This window comes from Brevundimonas sp. DW-iso22, from assembly GCF_058725425.1.
Map to the genome: position 1 here is coordinate 293,629 of NZ_JBZXEB010000004.1, position 25,780 is coordinate 319,408.

The following is a 25,780-nucleotide window of genomic DNA, read 5'->3' on the forward strand; positions in this document are numbered from 1 at the left end:
ACAGCATCGCCGCATGGCCCGCGCGGTGGATAAGAGGCTACTGGCCCGTGATCGCTTCCGACGGATCGACCAGGAAACCCGCGCCTTCGTGCTTTTCGACCCGCCGCTCGTAGCGTTCCAGATAGCCGGGGCTCATCGCCTCCGACAGACGCCAGTGCACCAGGTAATCCATCAGCCAGCGCGTGTACCAGATGTTGGCCCCGGGCAGGTTCTGCAGCGTGAACTTGGTGAAGTCGCCCCCGGCGTCGGCCTTGTCCTCGGCATCGCCCCACACCGCCTTGTTGACGATGGCGAACAGCTTCTCCGCATCCGATACCGCCGGGCCCATGAAGGTGCCGATGGTTGCGGGCAGGCCATTGCGGTTCGCCTCCCCGAACAGGAAGTCCCCGTACAGCCCCAGCCCGCCGCCCTGCAGCAGCGACGAAATCCACAACGACCCGGCCAGGCTTTCGCCGTCGTCGTTCTCCAGCCCCCGCAGCTCGCGGCCCTTGGCCAGTTGTTTCATTTGCAGGGACACATAGCCCAGCGCCGTCGACGCCACGATAAGGTGCGCCATGAGGGCCACGGGCGTCTGTCCTGCATAGCCACGCATGGCCGGGGCGACGTGGCGACCGATGACCGCCTGCGAAAAGCCCAGGAACTGGGTGAAGAACCGCACCGCCTCCCCGCCCGTTGTGCCGGGCTTCAGGCCACGGTGCAGGCCCACCTTCTCCCGCGCCCGCGCTTCGGTCAGGGCATCGTCCAGCACTGCCCCCACCATGGTCTGAAGCCTCAGACGCAGGTCGTCGCGCGCCGCCTCGATCGCGGCCTCGCGCCCGCCCTGGCCGTTCCAGCCGCTCCATGCCAGCAAGCCGTCGGCATCGGCCATGTCCGCCGCATCCGTGGTCAGGTAGCGCCGCCCGTCTTCCATGCCCGTCGCCCCCGCCCGCAACAGGTCCCACGCTCCCTCGTCGATGCCGAACCGCTCGAAGTCCTCGCGCGTACCTATTTCCAGCGCAGACCAGGCGCGGTCCGCCTGACGTCCCCACACCGACGACAACATTTCGGCCAGGCCACGCCGCGCCCCGTCCATCCAGGCCTCGAACCCGTTGACCTTGTAGAACAGGCGCTGCGCCGCACTGGCCCAGCCCAGCGCCCCGTCTGCCGCCGCAAACCGCGACGTCAGATGCGCCGCCGCAGATCGCGCCCCGACGTCCAGGGCATCGGCCACCGCCTTGCCCTGCTCGCCCTGCAGACGCGCCACGCCCCGCGCCACACCCTGATAGCCGTCCAGATAGGTACCGCCCGCCCGCTTCATCCGCTGCGCCGCAAACGACCCGTCGGACAGGGCCGACAGCACCACCCCGCCCAGCTTGGACAGGACCTCCGCCATCCGGATCGACCGCCCCACGATGGCCAGACGCAGGTTTTCCGGTGCCGATCCGGCCCCGTTGATTTCCTCGAACTCCGCCACCCGCATCCGGCTGTTCAGCTTGTCGACCGCCCCCGTGTCGCCTCGCAGGCGCGCCGCCTGCGACAGCCGCTCGATCTCGGCCGCGCGCGCCGCTTCGGGCGACGGCCCCCAGCGCGCCATCAGGGCGGCGTTCTTTCCGGACCGTTCCAGGTCGCCCATGATCGCGCCATACAGCCCGCCCCGGCTGTAGGTTTCGGCATAGTCCATCCAGGCGTCAGGGTCCGCGAAATGCAGCACGCGGGGCTTAGACGCGCTGCGCGCCTTGCCCGCCGGCGGGCGATATTCACCGAAGTCCGACAGGCCTTCAAGAACCTCATGGCGGCCGGTCACGATGTCGGACCAGACGCGATACAGAAACACCTCCGAGTTGTCGTAGATGTCGTCGATCAGACCGGCATCCTTCAGCTGGGCGGCCTCGCTCGGCTTCCAGGTCACGCCCTCGAACGTGTCCGGGTGCAGCTTGGGCTTGATGAAATCGCGCCATTCACGGAACGCCTTGCGGCTGGCGATCAGCCGCGCCCCGTTCCAGTCCAGCACGCCGCGCACCCCCTGCGCCTTCAGCTCGCGCCAGAAGCCGCCCGCGACCCTCAGACGGTCGTGGCTCTGGCGGCCGATATAGCCCTCGATCTTGCCGATCCAGGCCCCCTCGGCGTTCTGCATCCGCCGCCCGGCTTCCAGGGCATCGGCAAACAGCTTGGCGGCCGTCACGGCGTCGGCATCGCCCGTCGCCTCGATCGCCGCACCGTTCAGGCGGGCCATTTCACGGGCCACCTTGCGCTCGAACATGGGATCCGAAACGCCGCGGATGTTGCTGACCAGCTTGGCCTTCAGTTCGGGCTGCTTGTTCAGTCCCTTTTCGACCATGCCCCACAGAGCGGTGCCCCGCGCGCGGCCTTCGGCATCGACCGACGCCCCGCTGAACCGACCCTGCTTTTCCGTCCCGACGTCATAGGCCCGCAGCTTGTCGCCCTCGTCACCGGGCAGGGCGGCCAGCCGCTCCGCGCGCACCTTGGATGCCCGCGCCGCGAACACTTCAAGCCGCTTCTGCATCAGGGCACCCAGCACCTCCTCGCGGGTGATCTCGCGTGCGGCCGCGTCGAAGGCGTCGCCGTCGAAGCCCAGCGGGTCGCCCTTCTCGGCACGGGCCCTGGCGGCCTGCAGGCGTTCCAGCACGTCGTCGATCTGTTCGTCTGACCAGACCTCGCCGATGGCGTCCCGCACGGTCTTTCGGCAACGGTCGGTCATTGGGCCTCCGGTTTCCAGGTGAAGTCCACCCGGCCCTTAGATGTGGAATGCGAGGCCTTCAGCGCCGCCTCAGTGACATGCATGTCGCCACGACGACGCAGCACGTGGGCCAGCTGCGACACAGCGGTGCCCGGGCTGAAAGCCGATAGGCCGGTGTCGACCCCGTTCAGATAGATGATCCGCTTGACGGGCGCGCTCATCAGCCGCCCCCTTTCAGGCAGAAGGCCCCGGCCGCGATGGCGTCGGCGACGGTTTGCGGATTGTCGCCACCAATGGCGTCAGGGCTCAGGCCCTCGCGCGCCATCCAGGCGTCGGTGTCGGCGGCCAGGGCCGCGATCTCGGGATCGGCGTAGGGGTCGCCCTTGGGGGGCGGAGGCGGTTCGCCCTTGGCTACGCGGGGTTTCTCAAGCGTTTCGCCATCAGCTTGTCGCCGGGGCTCCCGCCCTCCGTCGAGGACAGATGGTCGAACATCCCCGCCAGAAGGGATCGCCGTTGCGCCATGATCGTGGGGGTCTGGGCCGAAGTCGAAGAGGTCGCCCCCGTCGTTGCCTTCGCGGCGGAACCATTGGCCGAAGACGTCGAGGAGCTGGCGGCTGGTGCTTTCATCGGCGACGGCTCCAAACAGGTCAGGGCCGGGCTCGGCCTTGCGAACCTCGCTCGCCAGCCAGCGCAGACCCTCGGCCAGGCTGGTCGCGGAACGGGGCGACTTCCACAGTGTAACCCCTTCAGGACTCGTGCGGAAGAAGGCCCGCACGAAGGCCTCCGTCTCGGGCCTCATGGCCGCCCCAGCAAAGGCGTCGTACTGGCCCACCGTCAGGTCAATCGCCTCGGCCACCGACCCGCCGCGCTGGCGAACGTGCTTCACGAAGGCCACGGCCGCCTTCAGGTTATCGGTCGGGTCCAGCGCCTCGGGCACCTCGCCGCGCGCGATGGCTGCCCGCATGCCCGCCCATTCCGGCGCGGCCGTCGCCAGCGCCTTGCCGATGGCCTTGATGTTGTTGTCCGTCGCCTCGAACAGGGCCTCGACCAGCCCCCGGTCGCCATAGGCCCGCGCCACCAGCGCCGCGTTGATCCGGTCCAGGCCAGCGTCAGATAGTGCTCCGCCCGCCGTCGTCATCCTGTTCAGGTCGTCGGACGCGACACGGTCCAGAAACCCCTTCACGAAGCGCCGGTTACCGGCCGACGACATGTCCGCGCCGTCGACCATGCCCAGCAGGTCGTCATCCACGGCCTCGGCATCGGCCAGCGCCCGCTCTGATGGCGAATAGGCCTCCGTCGTTTCCGCGTTCATGTCGCGCGTCAGCCTGATCCGGTCCTCGGCGGTCAGGGCACCCCGCCGGATGCGCGTCAGGACGGGGGCCTTCATGCCCGACACGTCCAGACCCTGCGCTTCCAGCTCGGCGCGATAGCGCGCAGCCGCCGGGGTCCCGTTGCGATACGACCGGCGCAGGGCGATGGTTCGCCCGTTGCCGCTTTCGACCAGCCCCTGACGCGAAACGATGGGCGCGCCCGTCTCGGCCCCGGCATCGAACATCAGCCGTTTGGGGTTCAGATCGGTTTCCAGCGCCCGGTTGCGCGCCTGGGCCCCGGCCCGGTCCCGCTGGCGCGGCTGCAGGTCGCGCGGAAACCGACCGTCTGGAAACAGGTCGTCGTCGTGGCTGGTGATCAGGTCCTCGACCTCGACCAGGGCGAAGCCGACGTCGACGTCGTCGCCGCGCGGCGTCACCGCCGTGTCGTACCGGATGAAGCGGGCATTGATCGTCGCTTCGGCCCCCTGCCCCTCCGTTTCGTCCAGCAGATCGCGCGACGTCGCATCCAGAACCGGCGGTCGCCCTTCGGCCCGTGCCCTCGCCTCGCGCATCATCACGGGCCCAAGGTCCACCGGCCGATCCTCGACCATGGCTTCCATCGCCTCGACCAGCGCCCCCATCCGCTGTGGTTCGTTCAGCTGCTCGACCAGAGCGGGCGCGCGCGGCGCGCGGCCCCGGCTGGTCCACCAGCCCCCCGCCGCGCCCGTCACCGACCCGAACAAACCGCCCAGCAGGATGTTCGCGCTCGCCTGCCCCAGACTGTAATCGTCCGCCGCCTCGTGGTGCAGCCACAGGTTCGCGCCCTCATACAGCACACCGCCTGCCACGCCCTCGGCCGTGCCGCGCACCGCGCCGCCCCCGATCCGCCCTAGCCGGGCCAGCCGCGTCGCGGCCATGCCGCTCTGTAGCACGCGCCCGGCCGCCAGCTCCGGCACCAGCCAGAGCGGCAGACTGACCGGGTCCAGCACCGACCCGAGAAACCCCGCGCCCATCTGCTGCCACCACGACAGATCGGCATTGGCCACGACCTGGTCGCGGAACTCCGACCGCTGCGCCTGGCTCTGGCGCCATGCTGCGATGTTGCGATCGACGGGCGCGTCGAACCGCAAACGACCTTCCACCCCGAACTGAGCAGTGGCCTCATCCGGCGTCAGCTCTTGTTCGGCCATGTCGCCGAACACTCGCCGCTGGCCCTTGTTGAAGCTCTCCCGGTCCGATGCGCCGATGAAGCTGAACAGCCGGTCGGTCAGCCCCGCATCCTCGAACGTCTCGCGCAAGGCCAGACCCTGCGAGGTCTGCAGACCCTCAAGTCCGCGTCGCTCACGCTCCAGCGACGGGTCACTGGACACCTGCGGGGTATAAGCCGTCTGGGCGGCCTCAGCGCCTGTCGCGTCGAAGGTGTCGGTCATCGCCGCGCTCCATCAATCGGCATGCCCATGCGGGCGAAGACAGCGCGCGGATAGGCGGCGCTGCGCGGATTGCCCGGCGCGATCCGCGCCAGCCAGCCCGACCGCGTGATCGCACCGCTGCGCGGATCGCCGTGGCCACGCACTGCCCGCCGCCGGCCGTTGAGCATCACATGCGTGATCGTGCCGATGGGCTTCAGCCAGGCATCCACCAGACCGGGACCGGCATGATAGGCCGTGGTCGCCAGGAACTGGTCGCCGCCGTACTGACGCTGCAACACGTTCAGATATTCGTGGCCCAGGCGGGTGTTGTAGGCGACGTCGGTCAGGACCCGGCGCGGGTCGTAAGGAATGCCCAGTCGTTCCGCCATCTGGCGGGCAGTGCCGGGGATCAGCTGCATCGCCCCGGATGCCCCGCGCTCGCTGGTTCGGGCTGGATTGTCGCGCGTCTCGACCCAGCGCACGGCGCTGCCCCAGACAGTCACCGGGGCGGGGGCTGCGGCTTGCGCCGCCTGTCTAGGGCGCGCGGATGCCGCCTGGCCGGCCTCCGGGTCCAGGCGGCCGGACGCCAGTGCATCCCAGCTTGCGGAAATCGGTCGCCCCTGCGCATTGCGCGCCGTGACCCACTGGCCCTCGTTGTTGCGATAGACATAGGCCGCGCCGCTGTCGTCACCGCGCGCAACCCAACGGCCGGTCTGCCGGACCTGGTCTCCATACAGGCGGCGACGCTGGCTGGGGTCCATCGACGGATTGTTCTGCGGGTCCCACCAGCCCGCGCCGTCGCGGTCGGTGATCATCCGCATCAGCCGTGCCGTGCCGCGCTGGATATCGCCAGCCCCGTCACGCGATCCGCCGCCGCCCGCTTCAATGTCCCGCGCGGGGCGACTGGCGATGCGTTCTGGAACCCTCAGGCTGGTCGGACCGACGAAGGTATAGGGCGCGGCGACCTGATCGGCGGCCCAGCGCGCGGCGTCCTCGACCGAAGTCCCCGGCCTCGCCGTGATCCGGCCCGCCGCCAGCTTGTAGGCCATCGACCGGCGGCCCGGCGTCAGGCCGTCTGGATTGGGCGCACCGTCCAGTGACGCGAAATACGGGCGCAGCTGCGTATCGACCAGACCCTGCAACCGCTCCCTCTGCGGCCGCTCCATCGTGTTCAGCAGCCCGGAACGGTCCCCGGCGACATAGGCCCCCATGGCGGCCCCTCGCCCGTTTAGCAGGATTGACGCGGCCAGGTCGGAAGGTTCAGCCCCGGCCTGGATCAGTTCTGCGACGACCTTCTGGCGGCGCGCGGACGCGACGACCCGGTCACCGTCAGTAGCTCCGGACGGCGGCTGGAATGCGTTCACGACCTGCGCCAGACCGGCCAGTCCCGCGACCGGGTCGGCATTGCCCTCGGCCCGCTCGACCATGGCCGTGGCGATGCCCTTGGTGAAGATGCGCCGCTGGCCCATCGGGATGCCCGCCTGGTCCTGCAGCGTCAGGATGCCCGTGGCCAGGGCCACCGCGTTGCGCCGCGCCACGTCCGGGTTACCACTCGACAGGGCCTCCAGATTGGCGCGCAGGCTCGGGACGGCATTCATCGCCCATGCCGCCGGGTCTTCCTCGCGCGCTTCCAGCTCGCGCCGCGCCGAAGCCCCCGCCATTTCGTAGGCGCGCTGCGCGTCCGCAAAACCGGGGGTGCCCTCGACGGGCTTCAGGCTTTCGACATGGGCGCTGATCTGCGCCTGCGTCATCTGGGTGAAGGTCGGCGTGGCCGCCCGCTGCTGGCGGGCCTTCTCGATATCCAGCGTGTATTGCGCCAGCTGCGCCGGTGTCAGCTGGTCGACCAGGCTGGCGGGATCGGCCCCGTCGATGTCGACCCCCGACGTCGCAATCGACGCGAGATTGTCCTGCATCAGGTCCTGGGTGCGCAGCTGGCCGATGAAGTCCTCGGCCGACGGTTCGTCCCGCGCCCTCATGCCCTCGGCCAGAAGGCGGGCCTTGGTTTCCGGTCTCAGCTGGCTGTCCAGCGCGCCGCTGTTCAGCAGGTCCAGCGCCTGGTCGTGCTGGCCGTCGCGGATCATCCCGCCGACGCGCGCTTCGCCAACGGCGTCGAACAACCGCGACCGCTCGCCTGCCCGCGCCCCGGCAGGCAGGGCCGCCACGATCTCCTCGATCATAGGCGCGGCCGTTTCCGCCATCGACGGCGAAGTCAGCACGGCGTTGATCAGCTGGTCGCCCGCCGAACGGGCTGCGCCAACGACATAGGCCTGCTCGCCGCGCTGCTCGACGTCGATGGCCTGTCCCATCAGCTGCAGGCGCGTTTCGGCCAGCCGCTGTGTCACCCGGGCCTGCAGATTGGCCGGGGTAGTGGCAAGCACCTCGGCGGCCGTCTGGTCGTGCAGGGCCAGCACCTGGCCCGAATAGTCTGCCTGCGATCCGTCATAGGCGTTGTCGATGGCACTGCGGCCCTCGGCCATGCTGGCCATGTAGCGGCCCATCATGCCGCCGGTCTCGACCGTTTCGCGCGCCTGCACGGCCTCGGCCGCGACCGCTCCGCGCCGTTGACCTTCATAGGCGACCGCACGCTGGCCCACGCCCACGCGGTATTGAGCGGCCCCGCGCTGCAGGGCGGCCCGTTCGCTTGGCGTCAGCGGCAGGTCATCCCCCAGGCCGGTCAGCCGTTCATTCAGCTTGCCCGTGATCGACCGCGCGAAACCCGGCTCGCTGGCGTCCCAGTTGGCTCCGTTCGTGTTGAACTCGCTTTCGAACTCGCTCTGGACCCGCTCAAGGATCGGCCGCACGGCCGCCTCGGCCTCGACCTGCCCCACCTCCTCCTCGATCTGTTTGGTGCGCTCCACGTCCTGCGCCCACGCGCCGATATCCTGGGCAACGCTGCCCAGCCCGAGGTCGGTCGGTCGAACGGTCGCCTGCGAGGGCCGCTCCGCGCGCTGCGGGCGCGCCGTCAGCTCCGGCAATCTCATCGGCCATACCCCTTGGCATACAGGTTCTTGCGGGCGGCTTGCTGCTTGCGCTGTTCCGCCGCCTGCATCTGCTGACCGGCGATCGAGGCCGACGACTGAAAGATGGAGCTGATCAGGGCAAACCGCCCTTCCTGCTTGGCAACCTCCGCCTCATAGAGCCGATTGTTGGCATCGACGTTGCCCGCATAGATCGCCGACCGGGCGTTGAAGACGCCCGTGCGTTCCAGATCTTCCAGCACGCTGCCGAACGACCCCTCGAACCCGCCGCCTCCGGCCGACCCGGCTACGGCCGCCCGCGCCCCTGCCCGCTCCGCTTCGTCGGCCGACATCTGCGCCTCGGCCGAGGCCTCGCGCCGTGCGACCTTGGCGGACGCCTTCAGGTTAGCCGCGCGGCTCCGGCTCGCCTGCCAGGTGCCGAACCCCTGGATTAGCCGACCGACCTGCTGCGACGCGGCCTGCGCCATTTCCGGTGTCACGGCCATCAGCCCAGCTCCATCGTCATTTCCAGATCCCCGTCGTCATCCGGACCGACGGCCACGAACCCCAGCCGCTCCAGCAAACGGCGCGCTCCGGGCAACGCCAGCGTCGCCACCACGACCACGCGCTTGATCCCGTGGCATCGTGCCCAGCCCAGCGCAGAAGCCATCGCCCTGCGCCCCATCGCCCAGTCGCGGGCAGACAGGCCGTCGGCGACCAGCAGCCACCCCAGCGACGTCGCCGCCCCGCGCGGTTCCAGACCGCCCATGCCGACCAGCTGGTCGCCCTTCATGACGGTCCAGATCGGACCGGGCGGCAGGGCGCAGCCTTCACGCCGGAAGGCCTCGGCCATGTCGGGCCGAAGCGTCATGTCGCGCGCGCGGGCCTCTGCGAAGGGTCGCGACGTGCCGTAGATGCGCCAGGCGGTCATTTGTTCACCTCGGCTTCCAGCCGGTAGGCGTGCATCACCAGGTCGAACGGCGCGTCGCTCTCGATCACCAGGCGTTCGTCACGGCCGCTGCCGTTGCCCAGGCCGATCCGCTTGCGCAGTCTCTTTTCGACGGGCCCGGCCAGGTCGTCAGGCGCGCGGGCGCGCACCGTGTCGGCGCTGCCCTGCCGGGTCGTGCCCACCGTGGCCTCGGCCGCCGTCAGGATCACGGTCGCATGGGTCGGGATGGTCGTGCGGGCATTGGTCGAGCCCGTGCCCTCCATGTCCAGAGGCAGGCTCTCGATCCGCCGGCGCAATCTTTGCCCCACCAGCACGTCGGACGCCTCAACGGGCAGGCTGATCGTGCCATCCACGACAAGGCGGTCAGCCACGCGGCCGCCGTCGGCCAGCACGCGCACCGTCTCGCCCTCGTATCGGGCCAGTCCCGCCACCGTGGTGACGGGTGCACCCTGATAGCGTTCGGCCCCGTCCATGAACATGCGCTCGGAGCGGTCGGCCAGCAGCCAGACGCGGCGCTGGATCGTTTCGCCCTTGGTCCGCTTCACCGTCATCATCAGGACGTCGCCGCCGCCGGGCGCGCTGGCACAGTCCAGGCTTTCGACCGTCCACCCCTCGGGCAGGGGCTGGCGCGTCGCCGCGACCACCTGCTGTTCCATGTCATAGGCCATCGCGGCCAGCCCGCCGTCGTCCAGCTTCAACCAGACGATGTTCCGGGCCTGCTGCCAGGCCATGGCGGCGACGCCCCGGTCGAAGATGTGATGCGCCAGGATCGACAGGTTGCGGCTTTCGACGCCCAGGTCGGGCGACACCTTCAGCTCGCGCAACGTCTTCCGGCTGCGCAGGACATGCAGGATGGCCGGGGGCGGGCCCTCGATCTGCAGGGGCGCGACGTCGGCATTGCCATAGGACGAAACCGGCGAGGCGCGCCGCGTCTGCGGCGTCATGGGTTCGTCCATCTGACTGCCCGACAGGACATATTCCCCGTCCGTGCACCCGGCCAGCAGCACGGCCGCCGACAGCAGCCACACCACGCGAGACGCCCCGCCGACGTCCAGCCGCACGGCGTCGTCTTCGACCACGCGCCCGGTGCCCAGTCCCGGCTTGAAGTCACCGAAGGCCGGGCCGAAGCCCGCCGTGCGCGTTGCATCGACCGTGCCGGGCCGCACCTGACTGGCCGCAAAGACCAGGCGTTCCTCGCGCTCTTCGGCCAGCGCGCGCGGATAGCCTTCGGAGGCGGAATAGGCCTGTTTCGACCAGAACTTCGTGGGCTCCAGCGTCGGGATCGGCCGGATAACGGTGACGGTGACCTGGGTGGCGCTGAGAACGCTGTCGATGCGCGCCACGCCGCGACCGTCATGGACGAAGGTCCAGGTCACCGCGCCGTCTGACAGGGTGCCCTCGGAATGCAGGGGTGGCGTCGTGCCGGTCGTGTTCTCGCCGCCGGACGATCGCTGATAGACGCGCCCGTCGAACTGGACCAGCTGGTTGGCGTCATAGTCGGTGTCGGAGGTCCAGGTCTGCAGGCCAGGGCTACCGTCGCTTTCGCGCAGCTGGATCAGGGTGCCGACGTCGGCGGCGGAAAACACCGGCGCGGACGCGGTCAGCGTCGGCGTGCCGATCAGTGCCGTCGACTGCAGCGTCAGGCCCGCATTCACCTGTTCGGGCAGCCACGGCCCATCGCGGAAGTCGAAAAGCGCCACCGACCAGTCGTCATCCGCCAGCCGCTTGATGACCCGCGTCGGCCCGCCGTCCAGGTCGGTCACATACAGGACGTCGCCCAGCTGCTTGAACCACAGTCGCGCCAGCTGCGCCCCGGTCCAAGGCGTGGCGAAGGCATAGGGCGTGCCGCCGACCAGAACGCGGTTTCCGTCCGTGGTCCAGACCCGCGCCGTCTGGTGGCCCAGCTCCAGAAAAAGCGCGTCCTCGCTGGACCGGACGAAGCCGATGATCCGCGACGGCTGCGCCTCGATCGATACCGCCCCGCGATCCCAGAACCCGCCCCGGCTGGCCAGCGGGCCAGTCACCAGGGCAATCATGTTGGACGCCTCGGCACAGCCCTTGGCATGCTGCTGCAGGTCAGACCGCTCCCAGGCGTTCTCCCCTATCTCACCGGCGGTGAAGGCATTGGCGTAGCTGGTCGTCCTGGCCATGCCACACCATCGCGCGGCCACGCTCCGGGTGGATAAGCGGGACACGGCATGTCAATCTCGACCCATGCCCTGGTCAGACCTGCCCGATCCTGTCCCGCCACCCATGACCCGGGGCCAGCGCATTCTCGCGATCGTTCACCGCCTGATGATCGTTGCCGTCGCGGCCCTCATCATCGGACTGTGTGCCACCAGCTGGTTCACGCCCAGCGCCGTCCTGCCCTGACGCCTCAGATCGCACTCAGCCGGGCGGCCGCCAGCCCGCCCATGCCGAACGTCGTGGCCTGCCCCCCGATTTCGGTCGCTTCGCTCGCCTCGGCCAGCAGATAGGCGTCGCTGGCCTTCTTCTCCCAAGCCCGCGCCTTCTCTTCGCTCTGCTGGATCGGCCCGGCCGCCCGCGACGCCAGGTCCTTGGCCAAGGCATCGACCAGCAGGGGCGTCAGGGCCTCGGGCGGGCGCTTCCTGATCAGGTCGACGAGCAACGGGCCATTCCAGACGGCCTTAATGACGACGGTTGGCGCGCCGCTTTCGTCCAGCGCGACCCCCTTCTGCCAGGCGTCGCCCTCGATCCCCTCGACATTCCAGACCTTCAGCGTCCCGGCCGGGCAGCTGAACCGGTGCGGATAGCGCCAGTCACCCCAGCCAGCGGGTGGCGGGGCGTCTTCCGGCAGGACCGGGCTTTCGGTCGCGCACAGCCAGGGCGCGCGGGCCAGGGCGCTTTCCAGCGCCTGGTCCCACTGGTCATTCAACTTGGCCACGTTCGGCGACGGCGGATCATCCGACAGGCTGATGTCCGTGCTTTCGCCCAGGTGTCCGAGGGCCAGCTTGAAGATCGACAGTTTGGTGGCCATGGCCTGGTCCTTTCATACAAACGGCCCGGCGGGGAAGGGAGCCGCCGGGCCGTCGATCAGGTCGCCGAAGCGTTGTATTGAGCAGCGCGGAGAACGGCGACCGATGGGGTGTCCCGCCCTAGCGGTTCTGGCCTTTGAACGACCAGACCAGGTTGCCGGTCGCGGCGCTGGACTTCACCGTGGCGATCAGTTCGATTTCGCCACCGGGATCGGAGGCGAGACCCAGAACCTGCCAGAGCGGCTTGAAATAGTTCTGGATCGGGATCGACTTGAACAGGTTGAAGGTGCCTGCAGCCGTCGAAACGTCCTGGGCGGCGATAAAGGCCTGGGGAGCCGCCGCAAGGGCACCGATGGCCTCGCGGCCGATGTCCAGGGTCGTGGTCGCGCCCAGGTCGTCGTGGCGGATGATGCAGGCCTCGGGGTCGAGGTAGCAGTTCGAGCCGAACTTCCCCAGGCTGATCGTGTCGTTGACCGGCGCTGCCGCCAGCGCGATGCGGTCGCGGCGCAGGATGTTGTCGGTGCCCTTCTCGTGGGCGTGGTTGGTGGCCTTGGCCACGGCCGACGTCCCCGAATAGGCGATGCCGACCAGTTCTCCGAAAAGTTTTGCCATGATGGCGTTTCCTTGTGGGTTCCGGCCTCGACCGGCGGGCGCACGGCCCGAAAATCAGAAAGGATGGGCCGGAGCGGATGCCCCGGCCCGGACGGGCGCTAGATCTTCACCTGGATTTCGACGACGCCTTCGTCGTAGCGGCGGCCAGCGGCGTGCGAGGTCTTGTAGAAGGCCTGCGGCGTGTCCGACTTGTCATGACGGATGGCGATGCGCGCATCGGTGACCGACCGGCCGCGATAGACGATCGCCGGTTTGACCCACGCCATCAGGCGGCGATTGGTGCCGACAGTCAGCAGGCGCTTCTTGGACATGCGCTTGACCTTGAAGCCCAGCAGATTGTCCACCGAACCCGATACCAGGGCCTGCACCGAGGCATAGTGGTTCGAGGTCACCGGCGTGCGGGTCAGCAGCTGGGCGACATCGTCCGAGGACAGCGTCACATAGCGTTCGCCTTCCAGCTCGCTTTCGTCCAGCAGGGCACCGGCCGCGATCAGCTTGCCGATCGACATGCCGTAATCGACGTTGCCGCCGGGGATGGTTTCAGCGTCGTGCACCAGGCTGGTCTGATTGGCGGCGACGATCTGGGTGGCGGGCAGGCTGATAGCATTCAGCGCGCCGGTCGACGCATCCTTCAGGAAGGCGTTGCCCAGACCGGCGGCGATGATGCGGTCGTCCACCTTGCGCCAGCGACCGGCCATCAGGGCGGCCATGGTCATGTTGGTGGGGTCTTCCAGCAGCTTGGCCTTGTCGACGTTGTCCAGCCAGGCGCTGTCCTGATATTCGGTGAAGTTGGCGATGCGGCGCTGGCCGCCCAGGAACTTGTCGGGCGTGTTCGGGACGCGGGTGGCCACATCCTCGGGCGTGCTTTCGCCCAGGTCATCGACGTTGAAGCCTTCGCCCGGCTCGGAAAACGACAGGTCGGCATCGACGGCATCGACCAGATGCGACGTCTTCTGCTGCGGCGAGAGGTTCAGGTTGGATTTGAAGCCCGGCACATAGCGGGCCAGGACGGTGTTCGGATCGTTCGACATGGTGGTCATCGGATGGGTCTTTCGGCTGCGGCCATGCCTCGGGCATGGTCTCGATCAAAAATGGGTTTGATCGGCAGCGACCCCCGGCTTCTGGACCGGACGCGAACCTGGATTTATCGCCCCCCGGCGCTTCCCCGTGTCCGCTCCTGTTGCCAGGGCCTCGGCTCGTGGGAAGGGTGCGGGCTTTGTGCAGGAGCCCGCCAACCTGAGACGCTAGGGCTGATTCGATTTGCCCTCGCCGTCAACGGAAAAATCAGGCGTCGGGGTCGATCCCCTCCGAAATCTTGATCAGCCGGGCGCGCTCTTCGACCACAGACTTGTGCATCGAATGACTGGCATCGCGCAGGGCCACGCCCTTCACCGGATCGTTCTCAAGATTGGCCGCTGCCGCCTTGGCTTGACCCGGCGTGATCCCGCCGATCGTGGCGGTCCCGCTGTTGCCGCCGTCGATGGTTTGGCTCTCGCCCAAACGCTCAATCACCTTGTGGAAGGCCAGCATTAGACGCGGATTGTCGCCGTGGTCAGATAGGTTGAACTCGGCCGCCAGCTCCGGGCCACCCAGATCGTTCAGCAGCTTGCCGACCGCCTTCATGTCGGGGTCATAGGCCCCCTTCAGCTCCGACTTTAGCAGCGCCACGCCCTCAGCCTGGCGCGTGGCTTGGGCGTCGGCCAAGGCCGTCGCGGCCGCCTCGGTCTGGGCGTTGTTCCAGTCCAGCGCCGCCTTCACGAAGTCAGGTGGGAACGGCCCGGCCTTGTGCATGTGTTCGGCAAACGACTTGGCCACCGCCTTGTCATCATCGGTCGCGCCCTCGGGCAGGCCGATCTGATAGCCATCGGCCGTCTCCGGCGCACCCAGCTTGCGATACAGATCAGCATGTTCTTCAGGCTTGGTCGGCAGTCGCACCAGCTGGTCCGCCGGCACCCCAAGGCGTTTCTCGGCTCCAAGGCCTGCCCTCAACGCATCTTCCAGTGTGGCGTGGCGCAGGACCGACTTCTCGCCCTTCAGATCGTCAGGCAGGCCGTTGTACCAGGGCGCGTCGTCCTCGGCCTTCAGCCCCGGCCCTTTTGTCGTGCCGTGGTCCCCAGTGGCCGTCTTGCCTGCACCTTTGCCCGAAGCCTTGTCAGCCGGGGAGGATGTCTGGGTGCCGGTCTGGTCCGCCGAACCCGTCTGGGTCGTGTCTGTCGTCTGATCCCCGCTCTCGCCGGTCGTTGTGGTCGTGTCGGTCATGGTCCTGTCCTTCCAGGGTGTCGGCGGCAACGGCATGAGCGACGCTCATGGCCCCGAAGCCCGCCAGGTTGAGAAGGCGCAGCGCGTGTCGCGCCTCGCCGTCGTAGCTCGCCCGTTCCAGGGCGGTCATTTCAGGAGGCCGCGGCGATCCCACGCCCGCCTCCGCCAGCTGGTGCGTCAGAACCAGGCGTCCGACCTGGCTGGAAAACACCTGTGCATAGGCATAGGCCACGGCACGCCCATCCTCGGCCTTCAGGTCCGCGACCAGCCGCGCATGGTCGATGTAGGCATAGGGCGCGTCGGTCATGCGGCCTGCGCCTCTGGTTGCGCCATGGCCCCGGCCAGGCTGGCCACGCCCTGGGCACCGTCACGCAGCGCCCCGGCCCCCATCTGGACGGCCTGCATCTGCTCGGCCTGCTCGGCACGATCGTTTTCCGCCTCCGTCAGGGCCTCGACCTCTTCGCGCGGACGCAGGGTGCCGATCGGCAGGCCCTCGGCCTCCGCGCACGCCCGCAGTCCCTCGGCGATGTTCAGGACATAGGGGGCGGCCGGGTCCAGTTCTTTGGCCCGCATGGCGCGCTCGAACATGCGGTCGAAGGCCTCGGCCTGGCGCTGCATCTGGGCGCGGGCCAGCGGCCCGGCATAGTCCCATTCGACCGTTGCCCCGGCCAACTCGCGCGGAGGATCGCCAAGGTCGCCCTCGGCCATCATGATTTCCGCCGTCCGGTCGGCCGTCACGCCCATCCAGTCGCGGTCGATGCCGGGAACATGGGCGCTCATGATGCCGACGCGCAGGTTGCGGCGCTCGACGATCTCTTCGGCCGTGACGTTGCCCGTCTCGCGAAGCCGCATCCAGTCGACCAGCATGGCGGCCTCGACGGCCTGGACCAGATCGCCACGATACTGCAGCCCCACCCCGACGTCGCCCGCCACGTCGATCTTCTGGAAGGCGTCCCTGGCCGACATGAACCCCAGCTGGCCGGGGTCATACAGATTGTCCGCCCCGGCGCGGCGGTCCAGCGGCCGCCCGAACATCCGCTTGGGCCGCATGATCGGCGGCGACACCTTCAGGTCGACAGCGTTTTCGATACCCTGCTGCAGCACCGACAGGCCGACCGCATCGGGCAGGGCATACCAGCACCGCCCGGTGCCATAGTCAGAGCCTTCCTCGACTTCCAGGCGCGGCACGGCATAGGGGAAGCTGTCATAGCCGCCCTCGCGCAGGATCGCCTTCTCTTCCAGGCAGACATAGCGTTCAGACCAGGGCTTGCGCTCTTTCGGGCCGCCCTTTTGACCATTCTGACGCGGCTCGACCGTGTGCAGGATGGTGACCATTTCCTTCAGCTTGTCGTCGCTGGCGTCCCGCCATTTGTCGACGTAGCGCGCGTTCTCATAGTCGCGCAGCACCCGCCAGAGCGGCAACTGAAACTGGTAGTAGAGGGTGTCGACGATGCCGTCGCCGTTGCACGCGATCCAGCAACTGCGCAGCGGGCGCGTCTGATAGATGGGACCGAAGCCGCGCTTGTGGCCGATCCACTGGACGCCCGTTCCGAAGGCCCACAGCTCGATCGACAGGCGCGCCGCTGACGACAGGAAGCCCGAGGCCGGGCGCATCATCCGCGAATGGATGCCCCAGCGCATGTTGTCCAGAAAGTCGGTCGCACTGGCCCCCAGACGGGTCGATCGACCCGAGGAAATCAGGCTGTTCTCGGCATTGGGCGTGATGAACGGATTGGTCGGGTCGATCAGGTAGCTGACCAGCATGGCCGCGCTGTTGCGCAGGGACACGGCCGGGACGCTGGACGTCAGACGACGCCGGCGGAGGTCGCCACGGCGCTGGACCAGGCTGAAATCCTTGCGCGGCAGGAAGTGGTCGGCGATCTGCTGCCACTCGCTCTCGCGGTGCAGCCGATGCGACTTCATCTCGTCGAAGGTGCGCGAGGTCAGCGTGATCGGATCGGTCGTTTTCACGTCGTCAGCCGTTCAGTCCGGTCAGGGTCGCCGTCGGAGCCCCCGCCTGCCGCTCCATGGCCTGCGCCAGCAGCGTCGATTGCCGCCCGCCGGTCTGCAGGCGCGACTTGCGCTCACTGTCCCGGCGGTTGGCCAGGTCGTTGGGGTCCGGTGCCGGTCCCGCATCCTTAATCTTCGGGCGTCTGAACATCGCTCACCGCTCAATCGGGCAGCAGCGCCCCATAGTCCGCAGAATGCCCCTCGTCTGGCCCTGAGGGGATAAGCGGCCCGTCCATCGCTCCGATGCCGTTCAGCCCGAGGATGCCGTACTGACCCCCGTCGGCAGGCTCCGACGCCCCGTTGGACTTGTCCGGGGTCACCGCCAGCTTGTCGCCGGTGCGCTTGAACCGGTAGCCACCCGCCATCGCAGCCACATATTTCGGGCAGTCGGGACCGGACACGATCAGACCGGGTTCGTTCGGTCCGCAGTTGCGCTTCAGGCACTGATCGACGGCCGTCCGACGGATGCGCGGGTCGTTCGTCGGCGCAATCTGGACCTCGATCCCTGTGGCCTGCTGCAGCACCTGTGCCCAGGTAATCGCGCGGTTCATGGCCGTGTGCTGGCGCGCGGCCGGGTCGACGATGATCACCGCATGGGTGACGTCCTTGAACTTCGTTTCCTTCAGCCGCCGCAGCTCGCCCGCAAACTCGATGATGTCCGACTGCCCGTCCGGCACCACCTCGCCCAGCACCCTGATCTGGCCGCTCCAGTTGCGTTGCATGAAGATGGCCGCGTGCCGCAGTGTGCCGGAACCGGCATCCACCCCGATGACCAGCAGGCTGGACGGATCGGCCTGCAGACCGTTGACCGCGACCATGCGGATCGGGTCGAAATCCGGATGCACGGGCTGGCCTTGGCGGCTGTAGCCGCGCTTGTTCTGCAGCAGGCGGGCGATATCCCACTTTTCGTGGGTGACAGCCTTCGCCTTGTAATAGTCCCGCTTGTATTTGCGCAGGTTGACGACGTTTTCGGCCAGTGGGTGGAAGCCGTCGGGCGTCGACGGATCATAACCAGGCGGCTGGACGAAGACCGCGTCCGATGCCCGGCGCTCGATCAGGAACCGCTTGTCGAACCAGCTGTCGATGATCGGGGCGTTCGCGTCCGCCGAGACGCCTTCATAGGCATCCTCCAGCCCCAGCGACGGGTCTGGACGGTCATAGGGCGGCGGATAGCGCCCCGTCCGGTTGGACCCCAGCGAGAACATGTCCTGCGTCTCGTGCGTGTCGGCTTCGGGGTAGTGGATCGCCGTCGTCTGCAGACCCCGGTAGAAGTCTTCCAGATTGCCCTCGCCGGGCGCGCGGAACAGCACTTCGACATGGACCTGGCCGATGTCGCGGCCATAGTCGTCGCGCCACATGAAGTCATAGATGTGCTCGCAGGGCTCCCCGGTCCCGCCCTTCCAGCCCTTCTCCCACCATTTGATCTCTTCCTTGTAGCTGGGGATGAACTGGTCCCAGAGCTTTCGATAGGTCGGGGCCACCACGACGATCCGCCCCTTGCGGATCCCGTCGATCGGGCTAGGGTGCTGCCATTGAGCAATGCGGACGAAGCGACGAATACTCTCCGTCGTCTTTCCCCCACCCGTAGGACCGATGATCACGCTGATCGGCGCGCGAGACAGGCCATAGGCCTCCGCCACCGGCCCGGCCGGGGTCCATCCAAACTGACGTTGCGCTTCACCCAGTCTCATGCCCATCCCTCACCCTGACCCATGGCGGTCGGGTGTATTTTCGGCGCTGGACACCTGCGGGGTATAAGTTCGCTTGGCATGCAATGCGTGGCAGACCCTGCCCCCATCCATAAGACAGGCCGGGGCCAAAAAGGGGGGTGGGGGGTCGATCCCCCCCGGGGGGTCTGGCGCGACGCCCAGGTCGCGCCACCGACCTGCTGATCTTTCATCAGTGGGTCCAGCCAGCCAAGCCGCTGAAATCGCTAGGCTTCATCGTCGTCGTGAGACTTGGGCTGTAAGACTTCGAACGGGACGTCCAGCACCGGCCCTTGATATTGTTGAGGTTTCTCCGAATAGGGCGACCCTCCGACCAGCACCATGACGGGCGGCACCCGGTCATCCTTCAGCTCGACCCGCTGGGCTTGCTTCTGGTCGGTGTACGGCAGCAGCGCCCGCCGGTCCTCGCCCATCCGATCGAGCGCACCCAGCAGGGTTAGGCGACCGCCTGCCAGCTGCATCCGGTCCACCGCCTGGCCGACCAGCGCCAGCACCGCGTCGGCCTTGGACGTCCGCTCCGCCCGCTCCATCAGATCGGCCAGGGCATCGCGCACCACGGTCCGCAGGTCCTGATCCAGCCTGCCCGCCTCGACGTCGAACGCCTCGACCATCCGCCGGGCCTTGGCCAGCTCGGCCCGCTGCAGCGATCCGCCCTCGGCCTTCACCTCGGCCGTCGTGACCATGCAGCCCTGGGCCAGCTGCAGCGCCGCCGATCCGCCGCACCGCGCGTCCAGATACCCGACCAGGTCAGCCGTCCGCTTGTTCTTGGCCCCCTTCGGCCGGCCCCTCGGCTTCGGTGCCGGTCCCGCGCCCACCAGGGCGAGCCCGTCTGTCATTAAACGCCCCTATTTAATGCCGCTTCTACCGCTTCTACGGCCACTTCTAGGATTATCGGCGCATTTTCAGGGGGTTGGTTATGATAGAAGTCATAGAAGCGGTAGAAGTCTATATCTTCACATTGCGCGATGCTTTCGGCTGATCTGCTACGCGTATGAGGCCGCGAGCGACTTCTATCGCTTCTACGCTTCTACGCGCACCTAGCCCGTTGATCGGGTTCAACTTTCAATAGAAGCCGCGACAGAAGCGGTAGAAGTCCCCCGGACCCACCGCTGAGGAAGCCCTCCGCGTCATGCATGTTATGAAGGGAGGGGTCCGGGTGAGGGTAAGAGGCACCAGATCAGCGTCAGGAGCGCCGTGGAGTAGCGGGTTGGGGCCGAGGCGAAGGTGATGCGGTGGCCGCGCGCACCGCGCCCAAGCGGGCGCTGCGCGGCCTCGGATCGCCAAGCGGCGATCCTCTTGTTCCCGACGCCCTTTCGGGCGACGGTTCTGCATGGCAGAAGATCCGAACAAAGCCGCCGGCGTCACCTTCACCCGTGATTACCTAGTTCCAGGCAAAGCCGTGTCGCCCATTGTGGTCAGCCGGGACGTTGCGGCGATGATCGGCTACATCGCGGTTCAATGGGGCCACGCGGAGAATTTGATCGGACAGCTGATCCTGAACTTGGTCCAGGGCACCGATGATGAAGAGACGTTTCGCCGCCAGCGAGGCTTCACACAACGCATACGCATCGGCCGACGCGTAGTGCCTGCTGTTATATTTGAGAAAGACGACGATCATGCCCAAACAGAAATCATTCGGCTATTTGACGTAGCCTGCACGTTGCATTGGCAGCGCAACATCATCGTCCACGGTTCTTACAGCTTCATTTTCCCGCCCAACAGCAGCATTGCCACCGCCACAGCGCGCGGGACCCACAACGGACGCGAACAGGCCATTGAACTGACCGACGCGACACTGCAGCGCCTGTGGCACGACCTTTGTCACTTGGGTGGCGACCTGCACAGGCTGATGGAGAGGATCGGCGAAATTGAGGGCGCGCCGCCCCTATTTCAGGACGACGTCCTAATCGCGGCCATCGACGCGAACGCCTGGCGCTTCAGCGACACGACGAAGCCGACCGGCCGCGCCTAGGCCGCCTCCCGCTCATACCCCTCGTCCTCATCCCCCAGCCCGTCAAACGCCTTGGCCAGCTGCACGAAGACGCCGTGCCGCTTCTTGTCCAGGCCTTTGTCACTGGCTCCGGGCCAGATCATCCGTGGGTCGGGGCAACGCTGCAGGGTGGTATGCCAGACGCCGGTTGCCCCCGGCACGCCCTCCCAGGTCGTGCCGGCGAACTGCTTGCGGGTTTCCGGGTGGCTGGCCGGAATGAACAGCCGACCCGTCTCCCATGTCGCGATCTCACCCTTCGGAAACGACACGGCCAGGCCCATCATGGCCAGGATCGACGTCAGGTCCTCGACGCCACCCGGTGACCGCCTGAACGCCGCCAGACGGTGCCCCAGCGTCGGCATGGTCGACCCCTTGTTGCGCATCCCTTCAGGTATCACGTCGGTCAGGTGGTTCAGGCACTCGCGCCAGTCGTCGGTCTTGTTCGCTGTCTCGCTCAGGGTGTTGGACTTCAGCAGCGTCGCCCAGGTCGTCAGCTGCTCGGCCGTTGGGTCCGTGTCGAACTCCGCCAGGTGAGCGGCGGCCAGCAGGGCCCCGAACTGCTCTGCCCCCCGCGCGTCGTGCTTGCCCTGGGTGATCAGGGCTTCCTTGAACAGCAGCAGCGTCCGCTTCCACCGGGGCCAGCCGTCGATCATCCGCCGCAACAGCTTGCGGCCGACGTCGCGCATGTCATCCCACGGGATCTTCGGTTCAGCGTCGGCGGCCGCGAACGGGTTGAGGTTCAGGATGGCGAACCGGCTCTGATCCTGCTGGCGCATGGGCGGCACGTTGATGCTGGTGCAGATGAAGGCCGACCGGCACTCGAACTCGCGCGCGATGCCCTCTGACGACCCCCGGCCGACCTTGTCGCCCGACGACGCGGTGCGGATCAGCTCGATGATCGCCATGACCTTGGACAGGTTGCTGCCCGCCTGGGCTTCCAGCTCATCGATCACGCACGGAATGCAGTCGTGCCCCAGCTTCTGATACAGATAGGCCCCGCTGGTGTTGCCGCTCTTCAGCAGCCCGCCGCCGAACAAGGTCTTCAGCAAGTTCAGCAGGGTGGACTTGCCGCACCCCTTCTCGCCCGTCACGAACACCATGGCGCGCCAGTCCAGCGCCCCGCCTAGCATCGCCATGCAGACCCAGCCCAGCAGCAGGTGCACGTCGATATCCTTGCGCCGCCAGTTCCACGTCTCGAACACGGGGCGCAGCTGCTCGATCGGCCCATGCATGTCCGGCACGCGGATGGGCCAAGGCGGGGCCAGCGTCGGCCGCGTTGGGTAAATCCACCCGTCATGCCGCCCCGGCTGCTCCCATTTGCCGTTGATCCAGACCCGGTTTCCGGCGTGATAGGCCAGCTGCCCGGCATCGTCTCGCCACGCGCCCCGCCCGTGCATCTGGTCGGGATCATAGGCCCCCTCGAACGCACAGGCGTCCACCAGGGCCTGGCGCGCATTGTCCGCCTCCCACCCCACGACCGGCCCCTTCGGATTGTTCTTGGTGCCCTTGCCTCGGCGCGGCCAGGCCCATTCCAGAAACTTGGACCGACCCGCGAACACGCCGCCGATCGGCCCCTTGCCGCTGCTGCTGTCTTTCAGGGTGGCGATGTCGCCCATGGCGTTCAGCATGACCGATGCCCCGTCGATCCGCCCCAGCGGCACGACAGGGCAGTTGACGGGCAGGCCGGTCCGCCGGTCGGCCAGGCCGATGGTCTCCCACTCTCCCGGCTCGACCAGATGTTCGCCGACCTGCATCGGGCATCCGGTCAGAGGGTCCAGCCGCGAGCGCTCGCGCAGCTCCAGCATCTGCCAGTCCGCGTCGCCAGGTTCGGGTGCGGCGAGGCGCGCGCCGATGGCGGCAAAGGGATCAGTCATGCTACCGCAACGCTATGTCTAGAAACTGGGCCATGTTTTGGGTGTCGATCGCGGTGATGTTCGCCTCGGCGGCGGTGATCGTAGCGTTCGGGCGCCTTGAGCGGATTTCGGTCGGCTCGATGGGCGAATGGGTGTCGGGCATTATGGCCGGTGCCGGTGTGTTGGCTGCGATTGGCATTGCAAGTCATGAGGCTTCGCGCGCCAGGAAGCTGATCGCCAAGCAGCAGGCCGATGCTGCCGAAGCGGCGCGTCTGCTGGTGATCACCGAACTCAAAACTGCGTTGACGCTTTTTGTTTTCGCTATCGACTATTTTCTCGCTGGCGCGCGCAAAATGGCAGATGACCCAGGTGCTGCTGTTCAACACGCAAGAAACGCATTGATGCTTGAACCCTACGAAGAAGCTATTACCCAACTGCGATCGGTCGACCTGCGCCTCCTCGAAGAGAGCGACGTCGAAGGCATTCTTTTGCTTCGCACTAGGCTGAACCTGACCCGCGAATACTTTTCGATGATCGTCCGGCAACATCCAGGGAGCAGAGGATTGGAAAACGTGCCTCCGCACGATCGCGTTTTCCACCAAGCTGGCTCGGCGGCGGTCAGTGTTTATATACGAGTGCAGCAGCTGGGCGGCACCTTTGGTGAGGCTTTTCAAGCCAAGCTGCTGCCCATTGCGGCTATGGCTGCAGGGCCGATTAGGCCTGTTGCTCGACCTCACGATAGTTAGGCTCACGCAGCCCTCCCCCGTGCCCAGTCGTTCAAATCCTTGCCGACGTCGGCCCGGACGACCTTCAGCGGCCGCCCCTGCGCCATCGCCTTCCACTTCGCCTCGACCGCCTCGAACGCGGCCATGGCGGCGGGCGTGTGCCAGTCGTTGTCGGCCACCAGCACCACGGACGACGCGCACGGATGCCAGGCCAGCTCGCCCAGCAGCGACAGGCTCCCGGCCGCCCAGACGCGCGCCCCCGGCTGCGCGATCGCGGCCGTCAGTCCGTCCTCGATCCCTTCGGTGATGATCAGCGGCCCCGTCACGCCCCGGCGTACCGCTTCCTCGGGCGACAGGCCGCCCTCCCCCTTGGCCAGGCGCATCGCGCATCCCCGCGCGACGCCGCTCATCTTCTTGGCCTTGTCGACCGGAGCTTTATTCAGCCCGTCAGGGGCCAGCCAGGTCCGGTGAATGGCCCGCACGTCGCCGTCCGACCCGCTCATGGCCGTGACCATGGCAGGCCATTCCGTCAGCTCGCCCGTCGCCCGGTCGAAATGCTCCAGCGCCGGGTGATACCGGATCGCGCCCGGCATGGCCTGCAGGCGATCGAGCGGCAGGCCCCGCGCCGTTTCCAGATAGGTCCGGACCGGCGTCGCCGCCGTCCAAACCATCGCCTGGCAGTCGCGGACCCAGAACCCCTTGGCCTTGCCCGCCTTGGCCGCCTCTTCGGCATCCTGCCGCGCGACCGCCGCCTTGCGCGCCGCCTCGGCGTCCTCCCGGTCCTGTTTGACCTGGTCGGCCGACCGCGCCTCGTGCCGCCCCCAGCCGAGGAAGTTCAGCGCCCACCAATAGGCGTCGATCCATTCATCCAGCCGCTGGGTCCAGCGGATCAGCTCATAGATATCGCCCTTCTCGCCGCTGGAATGGTCGACGAACGACAGGCCCTTGCGCCCGTCCAGCCAGATGACGAACGACCCCGGCCGCTTGTCCGGCCGACGCGGGTTCAGGGGCGTGATCATCCCGTTGCGCGGCTTCTCGGAGAACCCGCACGCGGCCAGCACGCTGTCGACGCGCTGCTGCAGGGCATCCTTCACCCGGTCCTTGTCATGGGGCAGCTCGCGGCGGGGGGTCATGCGGCCATCCCCATCGGTGATTGGCCATAGGCCGCCAACACCAGGCTCGCCGCGCTGGTGATCATTCGTTCGCGCAGGTCGTCCAGCATCTGGTCGATGCCGGGTTTGTCGCGCATGTCCTCGACGTCGTTCAGGTGGCTGTGCACAGTCTTGCGGTCCAGCCGCGCCGCCCTAGCCAGCGTCGCGGGCTGGCAGTCGGCGACCGTCACGGCCAGATAGCAGGCGATCTTGCGGGCTAGCGCCGTTCGCGCGTCCGACCCCCGCCCCACCTTGCCGGGCGTCGCATAGATTTTCAGGAAAACGGCACCATCCACCGCCCCCTCGGCCAGGTCGACGGCCAGCAGCCAGGCCGCCCGCGCCGTGTCGCCGCTGCGTTTGGTCGGGGTCATCGCATCACCCGAAGATATCGCGGCGCATCGGCGCTTCGCGTTCATGAGGTTCGGGCGGGACGTGCAGACCCAGCCGCTGGCCGGGGATGCCGACCGTCCGGTGCGCCTTCGCCTTCGCCACGGGCACCGGCCCGATCCGACGCTCCGCCCCGACCAGCGGCCCCAGCCCATCGGCCAGCCAGCGCAGGGTCGCGGCGTTCGCGGTCCGCGTCGCATCGTCCATCGCCGCCCAGGACAGGCCCAGCCGCACCAGGGGCGATCCGAACGTCGTCAGCGCCTCGACCGACGGAGCCACGGCCTTCTCCGCCCGCTTCGCCGCCGCGCGCAGGTCGCCGCCCGCGCCTGTCGGATGCGTCTCGGCCCGCCAAGCCTGTTTGCACAGTGCCCGCCACAGCTGCAGGTCGCGGGTTGTGGGGTGCAGGGTGCGCGTCATGCTGCCAGGCCCCTCATGATGTCCGCGACCGGCGGGCTGAAGTCTTCGGGCCGCACGCCGCCTTTCGTCGCCCGGACGATGCGCGTCAGCAGCTTGGACCCTGGCCGCTTGCGCTCCGCGTCGTCGAACGGCCGTCGCATGGCGTGCACCATCTGCCGCGTGCAGCCGAACAGGTCAGCGGCCGCTGCATCGTCCAGGTCATGATCGCGCAGCCAGCGATCGAGCGCCGGGCGCGGCCTTACGACCGGTATTGTCGTAACAGTGTGGGCTTGTGTCGGGGTCACGGGTCCGTCCGTTCAACGAAGTTCGCGTCGGATACGCCCCTGATTTGGTTTACCCCGTCAACCTATT

The 25,780-nt window shown here is 67.8% G+C and carries 24 protein-coding genes; 3 read left to right on the forward strand and 21 right to left on the reverse strand.

Annotation, left to right across the window (positions count from 1 at the left end; all coding sequences use genetic code 11):
- Positions 1 to 37: 37 nt before the first annotated feature.
- Genes AC4PRM_RS07740 through AC4PRM_RS07770 form a run of 7 tightly spaced genes read right to left on the reverse strand, consistent with a single transcriptional unit; the run spans position 38 to position 11,452 of the window.
- A complete protein-coding gene (locus AC4PRM_RS07740) occupies positions 38 to 2,698 on the reverse strand; it encodes a hypothetical protein (protein ID WP_492039412.1) in 2,661 nt (886 codons plus the stop codon).
- The gene (locus AC4PRM_RS07745) at positions 2,695 to 2,898 is read right to left on the reverse strand and encodes a hypothetical protein (protein ID WP_492039413.1); all 204 of its coding nucleotides are present in this window, start codon (positions 2,896 to 2,898) and stop codon (positions 2,695 to 2,697) included. Before AC4PRM_RS07745 ends, AC4PRM_RS07740 begins: the two co-directional genes overlap by 4 nt.
- A complete protein-coding gene (locus AC4PRM_RS07750; RefSeq protein ID WP_492039414.1) occupies positions 2,898 to 5,417 on the reverse strand; it encodes a hypothetical protein in 2,520 nt (839 codons plus the stop codon). Before AC4PRM_RS07750 ends, AC4PRM_RS07745 begins: the two co-directional genes overlap by 1 nt.
- The gene (locus AC4PRM_RS07755; RefSeq protein WP_492039415.1) at positions 5,414 to 8,377 is read right to left on the reverse strand and encodes a transglycosylase SLT domain-containing protein; all 2,964 of its coding nucleotides are present in this window, start codon (positions 8,375 to 8,377) and stop codon (positions 5,414 to 5,416) included. Before AC4PRM_RS07755 ends, AC4PRM_RS07750 begins: the two co-directional genes overlap by 4 nt.
- Positions 8,374 to 8,859, reverse strand: coding sequence for a hypothetical protein (locus AC4PRM_RS07760; protein ID WP_492039416.1), 486 nt, complete (start codon positions 8,857 to 8,859; stop codon positions 8,374 to 8,376). Before AC4PRM_RS07760 ends, AC4PRM_RS07755 begins: the two co-directional genes overlap by 4 nt.
- A complete protein-coding gene (locus AC4PRM_RS07765; RefSeq protein ID WP_492039417.1) occupies positions 8,859 to 9,284 on the reverse strand; it encodes a GNAT family N-acetyltransferase in 426 nt (141 codons plus the stop codon). The genes AC4PRM_RS07760 and AC4PRM_RS07765 overlap by 1 nt, the downstream gene beginning before the upstream one ends.
- On the reverse strand, positions 9,281 to 11,452 hold the full coding sequence (locus AC4PRM_RS07770) for a phage tail protein (protein ID WP_492039418.1): 2,172 nt from the start codon (positions 11,450 to 11,452) through the stop codon (positions 9,281 to 9,283). Before AC4PRM_RS07770 ends, AC4PRM_RS07765 begins: the two co-directional genes overlap by 4 nt.
- Before the next feature lie 64 nt (positions 11,453 to 11,516).
- Here AC4PRM_RS07770 and AC4PRM_RS07775 point away from each other — a divergent pair, with 64 nt between their 5' ends.
- On the forward strand, positions 11,517 to 11,675 hold the full coding sequence (locus tag AC4PRM_RS07775; RefSeq protein ID WP_492039419.1) for a hypothetical protein: 159 nt from the start codon (positions 11,517 to 11,519) through the stop codon (positions 11,673 to 11,675).
- Between the two features lie 4 nt (positions 11,676 to 11,679).
- On the opposite strand, the gene AC4PRM_RS07780 is transcribed toward AC4PRM_RS07775, so the two are convergent.
- The 9 genes from AC4PRM_RS07780 to AC4PRM_RS07820 form a co-directional block, all read right to left on the reverse strand.
- Positions 11,680 to 12,300: a phage connector family protein gene (locus tag AC4PRM_RS07780; RefSeq protein WP_492039420.1), complete on the reverse strand. Its 621-nt coding sequence runs from the start codon at positions 12,298 to 12,300 to the stop codon at positions 11,680 to 11,682.
- A 118-nt stretch (positions 12,301 to 12,418) separates the two neighbouring features.
- Positions 12,419 to 12,910 (reverse strand): hypothetical protein, encoded by a 492-nt coding sequence (locus AC4PRM_RS07785; protein WP_492039421.1) that lies wholly within the window; start codon positions 12,908 to 12,910, stop codon positions 12,419 to 12,421.
- A gap of 98 nt (positions 12,911 to 13,008) precedes the next feature.
- Positions 13,009 to 13,950 (reverse strand): phage capsid protein, encoded by a 942-nt coding sequence (locus tag AC4PRM_RS07790; protein WP_492039422.1) that lies wholly within the window; start codon positions 13,948 to 13,950, stop codon positions 13,009 to 13,011.
- Positions 13,951 to 14,194: 244 nt separating this feature from the next.
- Complete coding sequence (locus AC4PRM_RS07795; protein WP_492039423.1) at positions 14,195 to 15,169, reverse strand: hypothetical protein; 975 nt, start codon at positions 15,167 to 15,169, stop codon at positions 14,195 to 14,197.
- Positions 15,063 to 15,476: a hypothetical protein gene (locus AC4PRM_RS07800; protein WP_492039424.1), complete on the reverse strand. Its 414-nt coding sequence runs from the start codon at positions 15,474 to 15,476 to the stop codon at positions 15,063 to 15,065. Before AC4PRM_RS07800 ends, AC4PRM_RS07795 begins: the two co-directional genes overlap by 107 nt.
- Entirely contained in the window at positions 15,473 to 17,140 is a 1,668-nt protein-coding gene (locus AC4PRM_RS07805; RefSeq protein ID WP_492039425.1) for a portal protein, read from the reverse strand. The genes AC4PRM_RS07800 and AC4PRM_RS07805 overlap by 4 nt, the downstream gene beginning before the upstream one ends.
- 4 nt (positions 17,141 to 17,144) lie before the next feature.
- Positions 17,145 to 17,330, reverse strand: coding sequence for a hypothetical protein (locus tag AC4PRM_RS07810; RefSeq protein ID WP_492039426.1), 186 nt, complete (start codon positions 17,328 to 17,330; stop codon positions 17,145 to 17,147).
- A 10-nt stretch (positions 17,331 to 17,340) separates the two neighbouring features.
- Positions 17,341 to 18,870, reverse strand: a complete 1,530-nt coding sequence (locus AC4PRM_RS07815; RefSeq protein WP_492039427.1) for a hypothetical protein — start codon at positions 18,868 to 18,870, stop codon at positions 17,341 to 17,343.
- A 242-nt stretch (positions 18,871 to 19,112) separates the two neighbouring features.
- Complete coding sequence (locus AC4PRM_RS07820) at positions 19,113 to 19,742, reverse strand: hypothetical protein (RefSeq protein WP_492039428.1); 630 nt, start codon at positions 19,740 to 19,742, stop codon at positions 19,113 to 19,115.
- 494 nt (positions 19,743 to 20,236) lie between these two features.
- Here AC4PRM_RS07820 and AC4PRM_RS07825 point away from each other — a divergent pair, with 494 nt between their 5' ends.
- The gene (locus tag AC4PRM_RS07825) at positions 20,237 to 20,878 is read left to right on the forward strand and encodes a hypothetical protein (protein ID WP_492039429.1); all 642 of its coding nucleotides are present in this window, start codon (positions 20,237 to 20,239) and stop codon (positions 20,876 to 20,878) included.
- Here AC4PRM_RS07825 and AC4PRM_RS07830 read toward each other — a convergent pair.
- Positions 20,875 to 22,770 (reverse strand): hypothetical protein, encoded by a 1,896-nt coding sequence (locus AC4PRM_RS07830; protein WP_492039430.1) that lies wholly within the window; start codon positions 22,768 to 22,770, stop codon positions 20,875 to 20,877. The genes AC4PRM_RS07825 and AC4PRM_RS07830 overlap by 4 nt on opposite strands.
- A gap of 32 nt (positions 22,771 to 22,802) precedes the next feature.
- Between AC4PRM_RS07830 and AC4PRM_RS07835 the strand changes: the two genes are divergently transcribed.
- Positions 22,803 to 23,495 carry a hypothetical protein gene (locus tag AC4PRM_RS07835; RefSeq protein WP_492039431.1) on the forward strand — a complete coding sequence of 231 codons (693 nt, stop codon included), beginning with the start codon at positions 22,803 to 22,805 and terminating at the stop codon, positions 23,493 to 23,495.
- A 2-nt stretch (positions 23,496 to 23,497) separates the two neighbouring features.
- On the opposite strand, the gene AC4PRM_RS07840 is transcribed toward AC4PRM_RS07835, so the two are convergent.
- Genes AC4PRM_RS07840 through AC4PRM_RS07855 form a run of 4 tightly spaced genes read right to left on the reverse strand, consistent with a single transcriptional unit; the run spans position 23,498 to position 25,713 of the window.
- Complete coding sequence (locus AC4PRM_RS07840) at positions 23,498 to 24,607, reverse strand: DUF7146 domain-containing protein (protein WP_492039432.1); 1,110 nt, start codon at positions 24,605 to 24,607, stop codon at positions 23,498 to 23,500.
- Positions 24,604 to 24,996: a hypothetical protein gene (locus tag AC4PRM_RS07845; RefSeq protein ID WP_492039433.1), complete on the reverse strand. Its 393-nt coding sequence runs from the start codon at positions 24,994 to 24,996 to the stop codon at positions 24,604 to 24,606. The genes AC4PRM_RS07840 and AC4PRM_RS07845 overlap by 4 nt, the downstream gene beginning before the upstream one ends.
- Positions 24,997 to 25,000: 4 nt before the next feature.
- A complete protein-coding gene (locus AC4PRM_RS07850; protein ID WP_492039434.1) occupies positions 25,001 to 25,429 on the reverse strand; it encodes a hypothetical protein in 429 nt (142 codons plus the stop codon).
- Entirely contained in the window at positions 25,426 to 25,713 is a 288-nt protein-coding gene (locus tag AC4PRM_RS07855; RefSeq protein ID WP_492039435.1) for a hypothetical protein, read from the reverse strand. Before AC4PRM_RS07855 ends, AC4PRM_RS07850 begins: the two co-directional genes overlap by 4 nt.
- Positions 25,714 to 25,780 lie beyond the last annotated feature (67 nt).